The sequence below is a fragment of the Arthrobacter sp. NPDC080073 genome (genome assembly GCF_040686575.1).
Classification (GTDB): Bacteria; Actinomycetota; Actinomycetes; order Actinomycetales; family Micrococcaceae; genus Arthrobacter.
The window spans coordinates 252,138-264,664 of record NZ_JBFBKR010000004.1 but is presented as its reverse complement, the minus strand read 5'-3'; the positions used below and the strand labels follow the sequence as shown (position 1 = coordinate 264,664).

General features: G+C 65.9%; 10 protein-coding genes. 9 read left to right on the top strand and 1 reads right to left on the bottom strand.

The window, feature by feature from the left end:
- The first annotated feature begins 302 nt into the window (after window positions 1-302).
- From AB0O52_RS07310 to AB0O52_RS07295, 4 genes are all read left to right on the top strand, one after another.
- On the top strand, window positions 303-1,721 hold the full coding sequence (locus AB0O52_RS07310) for a sugar ABC transporter substrate-binding protein (RefSeq protein ID WP_364535427.1): 1,419 nt from the start codon (window positions 303-305) through the stop codon (window positions 1,719-1,721).
- 17 nt (window positions 1,722-1,738) lie between these two features.
- Window positions 1,739-2,668 (top strand): sugar ABC transporter permease, encoded by a 930-nt coding sequence (locus tag AB0O52_RS07305; protein ID WP_364535609.1) that lies wholly within the window; start codon window positions 1,739-1,741, stop codon window positions 2,666-2,668.
- Window positions 2,669-2,760: 92 nt separating this feature from the next.
- Entirely contained in the window at window positions 2,761-3,564 is an 804-nt protein-coding gene (locus AB0O52_RS07300; RefSeq protein ID WP_364535607.1) for a carbohydrate ABC transporter permease, read from the top strand.
- Between the two features lie 25 nt (window positions 3,565-3,589).
- Entirely contained in the window at window positions 3,590-5,050 is a 1,461-nt protein-coding gene (locus tag AB0O52_RS07295) for a glycoside hydrolase family 32 protein (RefSeq protein ID WP_364535424.1), read from the top strand.
- 117 nt (window positions 5,051-5,167) lie between these two features.
- Here AB0O52_RS07295 and AB0O52_RS07290 read toward each other — a convergent pair whose 3' ends face one another.
- The gene (locus AB0O52_RS07290; RefSeq protein WP_364535421.1) at window positions 5,168-6,232 is read right to left on the bottom strand and encodes a LacI family DNA-binding transcriptional regulator; all 1,065 of its coding nucleotides are present in this window, start codon (window positions 6,230-6,232) and stop codon (window positions 5,168-5,170) included.
- Between the two features lie 298 nt (window positions 6,233-6,530).
- Between AB0O52_RS07290 and AB0O52_RS07285 the strand changes: the two genes are divergently transcribed.
- From AB0O52_RS07285 to menD, 5 genes are all read left to right on the top strand, one after another.
- The gene (locus AB0O52_RS07285) at window positions 6,531-6,866 is read left to right on the top strand and encodes a hypothetical protein (RefSeq protein WP_364535419.1); all 336 of its coding nucleotides are present in this window, start codon (window positions 6,531-6,533) and stop codon (window positions 6,864-6,866) included.
- An 11-nt stretch (window positions 6,867-6,877) separates the two neighbouring features.
- Window positions 6,878-7,336, top strand: a complete 459-nt coding sequence (locus tag AB0O52_RS07280) for a hypothetical protein (protein ID WP_364535416.1) — start codon at window positions 6,878-6,880, stop codon at window positions 7,334-7,336.
- Window positions 7,337-7,399: 63 nt separating this feature from the next.
- On the top strand, window positions 7,400-8,389 hold the full coding sequence (locus tag AB0O52_RS07275; protein WP_364535413.1) for an o-succinylbenzoate synthase: 990 nt from the start codon (window positions 7,400-7,402) through the stop codon (window positions 8,387-8,389).
- A 109-nt stretch (window positions 8,390-8,498) separates the two neighbouring features.
- A complete protein-coding gene (locus AB0O52_RS07270; RefSeq protein ID WP_364535410.1) occupies window positions 8,499-10,589 on the top strand; it encodes a PhoX family phosphatase in 2,091 nt (696 codons plus the stop codon).
- A gap of 145 nt (window positions 10,590-10,734) precedes the next feature.
- On the top strand, window positions 10,735-12,444 hold the full coding sequence (gene menD / locus AB0O52_RS07265; RefSeq protein WP_364535407.1) for a 2-succinyl-5-enolpyruvyl-6-hydroxy-3-cyclohexene-1-carboxylic-acid synthase: 1,710 nt from the start codon (window positions 10,735-10,737) through the stop codon (window positions 12,442-12,444).
- Window positions 12,445-12,527: the final 83 nt, after the last annotated feature.

The following is a 12,527-nucleotide window of genomic DNA, read 5'->3' as shown; positions in this document are numbered from 1 at the left end:
GGGGAATGGGGCAGCTTGTTTCAGCGTATTCGCCGAGTCTTCGGAAGTGAACCCTCCTGCAGATATGGCGGGTTGTGGGTGGACGCTCGCTCGGATATGGCGGGTTTTGGGTGGCTAGTTGGGGACATATGTGAGCCGGCGTCGGGCCAAGCGCCCCTATATGTGAGCGGGCGTCGGGCCAAACGCCCCTATATGTGAGCGGGCGTTGGGGAGGGTGAGGGGCGCGTAACACGAATGTGACGCTTGACACGTGTTAGGTGATAGATTTACGCTACCTAACACGTGTTAGGAAGGAATGAGACATGCCAGGAAGCAATGGGAAGCTGCGTGAGATCTCACGGAGGACAGCCCTGGGCGCCTTGGGTGCGGGAATTGTCGGAGCAACTGTGGCGTCGTGGCCGCGGTTGACCGGCATGGACATCCCGGGCCGCGGGGACAACAGCCTCAGCATCGCCATCTTGGGAACCGCAGCGGACGCAGCCGCCCGCCAGCGGGTCATTGATGCGTTCGCGAAGGTGCACCCGGAAATCAAGGTGAAGGTCCAGGCCATCCAGGCCGCGGACTGGAAGGACTTTTTTACCAAGATCCTCACCATGGTGGCAGCGGGAACACCACCGGATGTGGTTTACGTAGCCACCGAAGGCGCCCAGCTCTTCGCCGAGAAACTGGCGCACCCCTTGGACGAGTACCTGCGCCGCGACGCCGCGGACATGAAGGAGTACTTCGCGGACGTGCACCCGAGCCTCGTGGAAGCGTTCATGTACAAGGGCAGCCTGTTCCAGCTTCCCATCGACTGGAACGCCGCCAACATGTACTACAACACCGCGGCCCTGCAGCAAGCCGGAATCGAGCGTCCCGCGGATAACTGGACCCAGGTCGATTTCCGCAACACCTTGGCTGCCATGCGGAAAGCCAGGCCGCAGGACTTCACCCCGTACTACTGGACCAACAGGCTCTTCGGCGGCGTAGTGCCCTGGCTCTATGCCAACGACACCAGCTTCCTCAAGGAGTCCAAGTCCACCGGCGGCGAATGGCTCTGGGACAGCTTCTACGCCCAGGATCCTTCGCGCGGATTGCGCTCCGGCGGCTACCAGTGGCTTGAACCCAACGCTGATGACCCGAAGGTGTACGAGTCGTTCGACTACCTCCGCGGCCTCGTCAAGGATGGCCTCGGCGTCCGGCCCGAAGAAGGCGGCGGAAATTCACTTGTCGGGCTGTTCGCCTCCAACAGGATCGGCATGACCCCCGCCGGCGGCTACTGGGTGGAAGGCCTCCACGAAGCAGGAATGAAGGAAGACGACTTCGACGTCCAGTTCTTCCCGCGCTGGCGCACCCAGCGGCACCAGTTCGGCACAGCCGGCTACGCCATCATGAAGACCGCCAAGGACAAGGACGCGGCCTGGGAGTGGCTCAAGTTCGCCTCCAGCCTGGAAGCCATGCGCTTGGTCTTCCCGACGCCGAACACCACCCCCGCGCGCCGTTCCATGGTCAACGAGCAGTTGTACGCCGGACGCGGCCCCAAGCACTGGAAAGTCTTTTACGACACCCTGGACAAATTCCCCACCACCGGTCCCATTCCGGCACCGCCCCAGCAGGCCGCCGTCGAGACCGCACTGATGAAGAACGTATCCCTGGCCGTCAGCGGTGACGAGCGCCAGCTCAAGCAGGCCCTCGACTCCATGCAACGCGACCTTGAGATCGCCTTGAGGAGGCAGGCATGAGCACGGCAACAACGGGCATGTCCACCAATCGCCGGAACAGAACCGGCACCAAGGGCCAACAGACAACCACCGGGAAACAGCGTCAGCGCTGGCTGCCCTGGGCGTTCCTGGCCCCCACCATCCTGGGCATGGGGCTGTTCACGCTCGTGCCGATCGTGGCGTCCGTCGTCCTCGCGTTCTTCCGCTGGGACATTATTTCCGCACCAAGCTTCGTCGGGTTCGACAACTTCGCCGAAGTGGTCCAGGACCCCACGGTCCGGGTGTCGTTCCTGAACACGACCATGTTCGTGGTGGTCGCCGTGGCGTTGCAGCTCGGCCTCGCGTTGGCGCTGGCGATCATGGTGCAGGAGAAACTTCCGGCCTGGCTTCGCGTCTTCTTCCGCAGTGCCTTCTTCTTCCCGCTGATCCTGTCTGCGGCATCGGTGTCCATCTTCATGCGCTACCTGTTCAACGAACAATTCGGCGTGGTCAACTGGCTCTTATCCTTCGTCGGCATCCCAGCCGTCCCGTGGCTGACGACGCCGGCCGGTTCTGCCTCCGTCGTAATCCTCGTCTACGTGTGGCAGAACTTCGGGTTCTCGTTCCTGCTGTTCATCGGCGGCCTGGCGTCCATCCCCACCGAAACGTACGAGGCTGCGTCGATCGACGGCGCCACGGGCTGGCGCAAACACCTCCACGTGACGCTGCCCCTGCTGAGCCCCACCACCTTGGTTGCTTCGGTCATGGCGATCATCAACGCCCTGCAAGTGTTCGACCAGCCCTACGTCCTCACCCGCGGCGGCCCCGGCGACTCCACGCGCACCGCGGTGATGGTGATCTTCGAGTCGGCATTCCAGCGCCTCGAGTTCGGGCAGGCCTCGGCGATCGGCGTCATCCTCACGCTGATCATCATGGCCATCACCGCCGCCCAGTTCCGGCTCAGCAAACGATTCGTCTTCTACCAGTAAGGCCCGCCATGACTACAACCTCAACCCAGCGCGCCGCCGTCGATCGCTTGGCTCCCCAAAAGCCCGCGCCCCGCAAGAAGCGGAACTGGAGCATGGCGGGACGAATCGTGCTGCTCCTGATCGCGTCCGTCCTCATTCTCGGTCCGGTGCTGTGGACACTGTCCACGTCGCTGCGGCCACCGGCGGAATCGTTCCAGTTGCCGCCGTCGTTCCTGCCGCTCCACCCCGATTTCTCGTCCTATGACCAGGTCTTCAAGCAACTCAACATCATGCTTCTGGTCCTCAACAGCGCCCTCGTGACGGGGCTGATCGCCGTCGGGCAGATGTTCACGGCGGCGCTCGCCGGCTACGCGTTCGCGAACCTCAGGTTCCGGGGCCGCGGGGCGCTGTTCTCGATTGTCCTGGCCACCATGATGGTCCCGGCGCAGGTGACGATCGTTCCGGTCTTCATGCTGATCCGCGGCATCGGTTTGTCCGATACGCTCCTCGCGCTGATCCTTCCGGCAATCCCGACGGCGTTCGGCACCTTCCTGATGCGCCAGTACTTCCTGGGGCTGCCCAGTGATTTGGGCGAGGCCGCCGCGATCGACGGCGCCTCGCCGTGGCGCACGTTCCGTTCCGTGTATGCGCCGCTGGCGATGCCGGGTATGGCGATCGTAGGCATCCTGGCCTTCAACTACCACTGGAACGAGTTCTTCCGACCCCTCATCCTGACCATCTCGGAGCAGAACTTCACGCTCCCGCTGGGCCTGGTGTCTCTGCAAGGCAACCTCGGCACGGGCAGCATCTCCGTGGTGCTGGCAGGCGTGATCCTCTCCATGATTCCCGCCCTGGTGGTGTTCATGTTCGGCCAGCGCGCCTTGCGTGACGGACTCACCGCCGGCACAGGCAAATAGCTTCTACTTCCCCGAAAGGATTTCGATGACGGACCTCATATCCTCCACCCCTGCACTTGCAGCGGCGGCCACCCACCCGGACCCGGCGTTCCCGCGCTTCCACCCCCGCCCTGCGCAAGGCTGGATCAACGACCCCAACGGCATCAGCTACATCAACGGCCGCTACCACGTGTTCTTCCAGTTCAACCCGGAATCGGCCCGGCACCACCGGATCCACTGGGGGCACGTCAGCTCTCCGGACCTGGTCCACTGGGACGAGCACCCGGTCGCGCTCCGCCCGGAGGACGGCGGGCCGGATGAGTTCGGTTGCTGGACCGGCGTGGTGACCGACGACGGCGGCGTCCCCACCGCTGCGTACTCGGGCGTGCGGGGCGACGGCGGGCACTCGCAAGTGGTGATTTCCCGGGGCTCCGCGGACCTGGTGACGTGGGAACAGGATGGCCACATTGCCGCTTCCATGCCGGGCGATGGCCTGGTCACGGCTGTGCGCGACCCTTTCATCTTCCACTTCAACGGCAAGCGCTACGCCATGCAGGGCGCGGGGCTGGCCAATGGACATGCTGCTTTGCTGCTTTACACGGTGGAGGACATGTCCGCCTGGAAGTACCAAGGCATTTGGCTGACCACCGAAAACCCCGTGGCGGCCACGCACACTCCCGCCGAAATCTGGGAATGCCCGCAACTGGTACAGGTGCCTGCAGAGCGGGTGCCTGCCGACGGGGTGGCCGCCGACGGGGTGGCCGCCGACGGGATGCCTGCCGAGGGGGCTGACACCTGGGTCATGATGTTTTCCCTGTGGCTCTCCGGTGACGACCATGAGCACGCCAACGGAGTGGGCCACTTGATCGGCTCGCTCGCCGAGGACCCGTCCACGGGGCTGCCCGTGTTCGTCCCGCGTTCCGGCGGCAGGTCCGACCTTGGCCGGGACTTCTATGCTCCCCAGATTGTTCAGCTGGATTCTGCGTCCGGGGCGGGGTCGACGCCGCGGGCCCTGCTGTGGGGATGGGCCAACGAAGGCCCGGGCCGTGATGGACGACGTGGCCGCTCGCAAGACGAGATCGACGCCGCAGGCTGGGCGGGCGTATTAACCCACCCGCGCTTCCTCTCGGTTGAGGACGGTGCATTGGTGGTTGCTCCTGCCCCAGAGATCGAGGCGTATCGGGGTCCCGTGCTTGCGGGCGGGGCGTCCGGGTCCGTTGTGTTGCCGCCGTTTGCCGAGGCTGTTGTGAAGGCTGGGACTGTCGGTGGAACCGGTGAGGTTCGGCTGGTCCTTGCCTCCGGCACTGAGCAGCAAGTCGTGTTTGCGGGGGCATTGTCCGAGGGCGAGGAACTCCGAATCTTCATTGATGCTTCCCTAGTGGAGGTGTATCGGAAGGGATCGGTGGCCACGACACTCCGTGCCTACCCTGCCTTGGGCGAGGAATGGATCCTTGAGCTTCCCCAAGGCGCGGCGGCGGACGTCTGGGAACTGAAGCTGCCCGAATAGGCGGCAGGCCGCCGTCGTGGTTTCCCCAGGTTTGACCACTTTTGGCCGGTGTCGCAGTCCGGGATCCCTGTATTTCCGCGGATTCCCGGGCGGCGGTCCGGCCAAAAGTGGGGAGATTCAGCGGGCGGGAACGGGCCCGGTGGATTCACGGACCACCAGTCGGCAGGGAACCATGGTTTCCAAGCCGGCGTCGGCCTCCAAATCGACTCCCGCTCCGGGCCGCTGGGCCGGGTCCTCAATCTGTTCCAGCAACATGCTCATCGCGGCAGCGCCCATTTCCCGCAGGGGGAGGGCCATGGTGGTCAGCGCGGGAACCATGGTGCCCGCGATGCGTGACTCGTCGTCGTAACCAATGATCGAGAGGTCCCGCGGTACGGCAAGGCCCAGACGCGCCGCAGCCAGGGCGACACCGACGGCGAGACGGTCGTTGGCGCACGCAATCGCCGTCGGCCGCTCGCTGGCGGAGAGCAGTCCCATGGCGCCATGGAAACCGTCGTTGATGTCCCAACCGGCCGTGAACACGCGGTCTTCGCGCACGGGGATGGCGGCCTTGGCCATCGCTTCCCGATGCCCCGCGATGCGCAAGGGCACAGCCGGTGAGGTGGCGGCGCCGGCAAGGAACGCGATATCGCGATGGCCCAGCTGCAGCAAGTGCTCGGTGGCTTCCCGACCGCCGGAAACTTCGTCCGGGATCACGTGGTGCAGCTGCGGGGTGGGACTGTTGTCGAAGCAGTTGGCCAGCACCGAGGGGACCCGCAGCATGCCCTGGGGCACGTCGAGCGGCTTCAAACCAACCGTGACGTACATCAGCCCGTCCACTTGCCGGTCCAAAAGGGTCTCGACGGCGCTCTCGTCGCGGGAGGCGTCGCGCTCGGTGTCCATGACCACCGTGACAAAGCCGTGGGCGCGGGCGACGTCGTCGGCGCCACCGATGATATTGCCATCGAACGGGCTCACCACCACCTCGTCCGACACGATGCCGATCACGCGCGTGCGCTGGTTCCGCAGGCTCAAGGCGATGGGGTTGGGGGAGTAGTTGAGGTCCGCGGCGGCCTGCCGGATACGGTCCTGGCTTTCCTTGGCCACGTTGCCGTCTCCCCGGCCGTTGAGCACCAGCGACACCGCACTCCGCGAGACGCCCGCCCGTTTGGCGACGTCGAGTGCTGTGGCCTTGCGCTGCATGCGGGCTCCTCCGGCTGTGGTTCCGTGTCTTGCTGCATTCTACCTAACGCGTGTGAGGGGTGGCCCGCGCCGTGTTCCCCAGCCCAACGCCCGCTCACATATACCCCCTTCCAGCCGAACCCTCGCTCACATATACCCCCTTCCGGCCCGACGCCCGCTCACATATACACCCTTCCGGCCGAACCCTCGCTCACATATACACCCTTCCAGCCGAACCCTGACGCCCCACCGGGGTATCGTTGGGCGTGCCGGGCAGTACCGGTGATTCTGATCTGTGGGGGTGGGTCCGATTTTTTCCTTGCGCAAAATAGCGACGATCGTGCTGACAGCGGCCGTGGCGTTGAGTCTCAACGCCTGCGTGTTCGATGTATCTGCCGCCAGGCCGCTGGCCCAAGCGAGGACGTCCTCCGCCCCACCGATCTCCAAGCCATCCGCGACACCCGGCACGGGCAGCAGCACCCAAATGCGCGTCCAATCGTCGCAGGAGCTGCAGGCGTTGCTCGGCAACCTCCGTGCTCCCGACGGCCTGATGTCGCGGCTCGTCGATGAGGCGGCGATTCAGGACATGCAGGATTCGATGGCAGTCGGACGCGCCGACATGACTACCGATCCCGCCAATGCCGGGACCTCCTGAAGGCAGGAGAGTTGGTCGACTACAGAATCCCGACCGCGGCCGCTGTGCTGGGGCCCCAGGCGAATATGTCCGTCATCATGGCGTCATCCGACGACTCCGGCTATTTCTGGCAGAGCATGTACAGCATCGACAAAGTTCTCGGATATTGCACCGAGGTGACTATTAGCTCGGGGAATCAAAACGTGCACTCGTCCCTGACACGGTTGAATATGGATCTTCACGGCTCGAAGTCGTTCACCTACGTCACCACTATCACCGGTTCCGGGTCGCCGATCCATGTGCTTCGTATGGTCACCATGAGCGGAAACCTGTTCGTCACGGGCGTCCACCCGCTGCCGGATGCGCGGCCCACGGACGCGGTCATACGGGAGCTCAGCAGTTACGTCAATGCGATCGTTGACCATGCCGGCGATCCCGTGCCCACTCTTCCTGCCACGAAACAGCCGCCACAAACAGGCAACTCGGCCTAGCCGCCGCCCCACCCAGCCCGCCGGCCGCCCCACCCCAGCGGCGCCCCACGCTACAGTGAAGCCATGCCTCCGTTCCCCACCCTCGACGAGCTCCTTGCCACCGCCAAAGTGGTGAGCCTGCCGATGCGGGTCAAGTTCCGGGGCATCACCGAGCGCGAGACCCTCCTGTTCCGTGGACCGGCCGGTTGGGGCGAATTTTGTCCGTTCCCCGAGTATGGCGACGCCGAGGCTTCCCGCTGGCTCGCCGCCGCCGTCGAAGCCGCATGGCAGGGTTTTCCGCCGCAGCTGAGGGACACCATTCCCGTCAACGCCACCGTCCCCGCCGTACCTGCCGCCCGGGTGCCCGAGGTCCTGGAGCGCTTCGGCCGCGTGGACGCCGTCAAGGTCAAGGTCGCCGAGCGCGGGCAGGAACTGGCCGACGACGTCGCGCGCGTCACCGCAGTCAGGGACGCCCTGCCGGACGCCGCGATCCGTGTGGACGCGAACGCAGGCTGGGACGTGCCGCAGGCGGTTGAGGCACTCGGGCGACTGTCCGCCGTCGGGCTCGAATACGCCGAACAGCCCGTGCCGCACATCGACGGCCTCGCCGAAGTCCGCCGACGGCTCGCCCAGCAGCGAACCCCGGTGCTGATCGCCGCCGACGAATCCGTGCGCAAGGAAGACGACCCCCTCAAGGTGGCCCGGGCGGGCGCGGCTGACCTGATCGTGGTCAAGGTGGCGCCGCTTGGGGGAGTGCGGCGCGCGCTGGACATCGTGGCGCAAGCCGGGCTTCCCGCCGTCGTGAGCTCGGCGCTGGACACCTCGGTGGGAATCCGCGCGGGGCTCGCGCTCGCCGCCGCACTGCCCGAGCTGCCGTACGCGTGCGGGCTGGGGACCGTGCGGCTGTTCGCCTCGGACATAACGCAGGATCCGTTAGTGCCCGACGACGGCGCCATCCGCGTCCGCGAAGCCGTCGCCGACGAGGGGCTGCTGGAGCAGTACGCGGCTCCCGCAGAACGTCGCGATTGGTGGCTGGACCGGCTCCGCCGCGTGCACGCCTTGCTGCATGCATAGATTCCTGTGAAAATGCTGGGAATTCACTGCAACTTAACCTGAGTGTCCTCTCGGATTCCGATAGCGCTGCAAGGGTAGGGAAATCACTCAATCCCCGGAGGTATTTCCCATGTCTGAATCAACCGCGCGCAGGTTCGGCTTGCTCCCCATGCTCGGCCATACGAAGGGCAAGCGCAGCCCCGTGACGTGCGCCCTGAAGTGCGACAACGCTTGCTCGGGCGAGGTTTGCAACACGAGCTCCAACGCCTACTTCCGCGACATCGCTTCCGCAGCTGTGTCCCGCCGCGCCGCCCTGGGCTTCGGCGCCGTGGGCGCGCTCGCCGTCGTACTGGGCGGAAACCTGTCCGGCAACATTCCCGAAGCCGGCGGCGTTGGCTTGTCCGAGGCGGCAAAGACGGGCTTCGACAAGGCCAAGCTCAAGTTCACGCCGATCAAGCCGGTCGACTACACGGTTGACGCGTTCACCGTGCCGGACGGTTTCGCGTGGCAGCCGATCATCCGTTGGGGCGATCCGCTCTTTGCCGACTCGCCGGCCTTCGAGCTGAACGGCCAGACCGCGGCGGCGCAGGCCCGCCAGTTCGGCTACAACAACGACTACACGGACATCCTGCCCATCCCGGATTCCAAGGACCGACGTGCCGTACTCTTCACCAACCACGAGTACACCAACGAGAACATCATGTTCCCGGCCACTTTGGCGGCTGCGGAGGCCCGCGCGATCGGGCGTGCCGCACACGGGCTCACGGTTGTTGAACTCGAGCGCAAGAACAAGAACAAGCCGTGGAACTACGTCAAGGGCGCGCCGCGCAACCGTCGGTTCCTGACCGACACCACCTACGAGCTCACCGGTCCCGCCGCGGGCACGGACCTCGTCAAGACCATCGACGATCCGTCCGGTCGGAAGATCAAGGGCACCCTGGGCAACTGCTCCGGCGGCACCACTCCCTGGGGCACCATCCTCTCCGGCGAGGAAAACTTCAACGGCTACTTCGTGGCTCCCGGCACCTCGGCGGGCGACAAGCGCTACGGCCTTACTTCCAAGGCCACCGCACGCAAGTGGGAGCTGGACGAGCAGCGATTCGACACCCGTAATGCCGGATATGCCAACGAAACCAACCGCTTCGGCTGGATCGTGGAAGTCGACCCGTTCGACCCCTCCTCCACACCCAAGAAGCACTCCGCCATGGGCCGCTTCAAGCACGAAGGCGCCAACGTGATTGTCGCCGCGTCCGGCCATGTAGTGGCGTACATGGGCGACGACGAGCGCTTCGACTACCTCTACAAGTTCGTCTCCAAGGGCAAGTACATGGCCGGAGACTCGGCTGCGGCCCGCCGGAACAACATGAACCTTCTTTCCGAAGGCGACCTCTACGTCGCCAAGTTCACCGGAGACTCTCCCGCGGCCGAGATCGACGGAACCGGAAAACTCCCGTCCGACGGCGCGTTCGACGGTTCCGGCGAGTGGCTTCCCTTGGTGGTCGACGGCGCTTCCGCAGTTCCGGGGATGTCCGTGCCCGAGGTCCTGGTCTTCACTCGCCTCGCCGCGGACAAGGTCGGCCCCACCAAGATGGACCGCTGCGAAGACGTCGAGCCGAACCTGGCGACCGGCAAGGTCTACGTGGTCTGCACGAACAACTCGGACCGAGGCAAGCCCGGCAAGGAAGGCGCCACCGAGGTCAACCCGCGCACGCTCAACCGGGACGGCCACATTGTGGAAATCACCGAAACCGGCGACCAGACCTCCACGCGCTTCAACTGGACCCTCCTGATGGTTTGCGGCGATCCTGCCAAGAACTCCTCCACATACTTCTCCGGCTTCCCGGCCGACAAGGTCTCGCCCATCTCCTGCCCGGACAACGTGGCCTTCGACTCGGCAGGCAACATGTGGATCGCAACTGACGGCGCGCCGTCGTCCATCGGGTATGCGGACGGCCTCTTCAAGGTCACCCCCGACGGCAGCGAGCGCGGCAAGGTGGAGCAGTTCCTCGCCGTACCGCGCGACGCCGAGACCTGTGGACCGATCGTGCACGACGACGAGCGGACAGTATTCGTCGCGGTGCAGCACCCGGGCGAGGAAGGTTCCTTCGACGCTCCGCACTCGTACTTCCCGGACTACGTGGGCGCCGGAACCGCCCCGGCCGCAGGCCAGGTTCGCGCCCCGCGTCCGTCGATCGTGCAGGTGTTCCGCAAGGACGGCTAAGGCTTCCTTCCGACGCTCGCTCACGTATGTGGGCCTTTCGGGAAACGCTCGCTCACTTTCTTCAAGAGAGTGAGCGGGCGTATGGGGTTTTGGCCCCATAGGCGAGCGGGCGTTCGAAAGGAGGCGCCGCTAATAGACTGGTGCGGTGACTTCGCAAGGCTCCCTGAGCTCCCTCGCCGCTGCCCGGATCGCCGTCAAGGCGTTGCTCGACGGCGGTGTGCGGCACGTGGTGGTCTCTCCCGGTTCGCGCTCGGCGCCGATGGCGTACGCGCTGGCCGAGGCCGAAGCGGCCGGGAAGGTCAGGCTCCTCGTCCGGATCGACGAACGCTCTGCCGGTTTCACGGCCCTGGGCTTGGCGCTCTCGACAGGCGCTCCGGCGGCCGTCCTCACCACCTCAGGCACCGCCGTCGGGAATCTCTTGCCCGCGGTCATGGAGGCCAACCACGCCGCCGTGCCGCTCGTGGTCCTTTCGGCCGATCGCCCGGCCGAGCTGCACGGTACCGGCGCCAACCAAACCACCATCCAACTGGACCTCTTCGGCGAACATGTGCGCTTCGCCGTCGACATCGCCGCTGGCAGCAACCCGAAGAGGGCCGTCGAGACTGCCATCTACGCGGCGACCGGCGCCCTTGAGAACACGCCTCCCGGGCCGGTTCAGCTCAACCTGGCGTTCCGCGAGCCGCTGGTTCCGGAACCCGGCGAGGCCCTTCCCACCACCAGGGGCCGTGGAGTTTTCCACTACGACTCCGGCCCACAGCCACTGAGCATGTCCCCAGCTCCTGCCGAACTGACGGAACGACGGACGGTGGTTTTGGCGGGGCACGACGCCGGTCCGGTCGCCGAGGCGTTTGCCCGCGCCCACGGCCTTCCGTTGCTGGCCGAGCCGTCGTCCAACGCGCGTTTCGGGCCCAATGCGGTGGGGCCGTACCGCCTCATGCTGGACAACTTCGGGCGCGGCTCTGCGCTGCCGATCGAGCGGGTGGTGGTCTTCGGTCGGCCTACGCTGTCCAGGCCCGTCGCCGCCCTCCTGGCCCGCGGAGACCTTCGCACCGCCATCTACGAGCCCGTTCCTGTGGCCTGGTACGAACACGGCCGCCGCGGCGAGGAGCGCTTTGATTCGCTGACTGACTTGGCGGCGTTCGCAGGCCGGGGCTCGGCCGAGTGGCTCGACGCGTGGCTCCTGGCCGGTGCCGCGGCCCAACACGCGCTCGACGGCGTCCTCGGGGCCGAGCAGGCAGCCAACGGACCTGCCGTGGGAGCCACCGTCTGGAAACACGCCCGAGGGCAGTTGGTCCTGGGCTCTTCCAACGGCATCCGCGACGTCGACCTCGCCGGGCAGCCCAGCTCCGAGCCCATCGCCACGGTGTTCGCGAACCGCGGCCTCGCCGGCATCGACGGCACCATCTCAACGGCTACTGGAATCGCCCTCGGCGCAGGCCGCGAAACCACCCTCCTCCTGGGTGACATCACCTTCCTGCACGACGCCGGGGGCCTGTTCCTCGGAGCCGGCGAACCCGGACCGGACCTGCGCATCGTGGTCCTCAACGACGCCGGCGGGGGCATTTTCGGCCTCCTGGAACACGGCAAGGTGGAGGACGACGGCGGTTACGGCACCGCCGTCGAGCGACTCTTCGGCACACCTCACAGCGTGGACATTTCCGCGCTGGCCGCGGCATACGGCGTCGGGCACACTTCGGTGCGTACGACGGCGGAGCTCGCCATGGCGCTTGCCGCGCCTTTGAAGGGGCGCAGCATCGTGGAGGTACGCACGGACCGTTCAGGGTTGCGTCCCTTGCACGCGCGCATCAAGGCGGAAGTTGCTTCGGCAGTGTCCCAGGTGCTGCTCGGGGCGTAGGCATTCGGCGCTGCGGGCAGTTCCTTGCGCAACGCAAAATGCCCTGCGCAGCTGGAATTCCAGCCGCGCAGGGCATTTTGCGT

Excerpts from the sequence above, each read along its gene's own strand:
- AB0O52_RS07275 (WP_364535413.1), top strand. The coding sequence starts at position 7,400 with ATGCCTCCGTTCCCCACCCTCGACGAGCTCCTTGCCACCGCCAAAGTG.
- AB0O52_RS07310 (WP_364535427.1), top strand. The coding sequence starts at position 303 with ATGCCAGGAAGCAATGGGAAGCTGCGTGAGATCTCACGGAGGACAGCC.
- AB0O52_RS07300 (WP_364535607.1), top strand. The coding sequence starts at position 2,761 with ATGGCGGGACGAATCGTGCTGCTCCTGATCGCGTCCGTCCTCATTCTC.
- AB0O52_RS07305 (WP_364535609.1), top strand. The coding sequence starts at position 1,739 with ATGTCCACCAATCGCCGGAACAGAACCGGCACCAAGGGCCAACAGACA.
- AB0O52_RS07270 (WP_364535410.1), top strand. The coding sequence starts at position 8,499 with ATGTCTGAATCAACCGCGCGCAGGTTCGGCTTGCTCCCCATGCTCGGC.
- AB0O52_RS07290 (WP_364535421.1), bottom strand. The coding sequence starts at position 6,232 with ATGCAGCGCAAGGCCACAGCACTCGACGTCGCCAAACGGGCGGGCGTC.
- AB0O52_RS07295 (WP_364535424.1), top strand. The coding sequence starts at position 3,590 with ATGACGGACCTCATATCCTCCACCCCTGCACTTGCAGCGGCGGCCACC.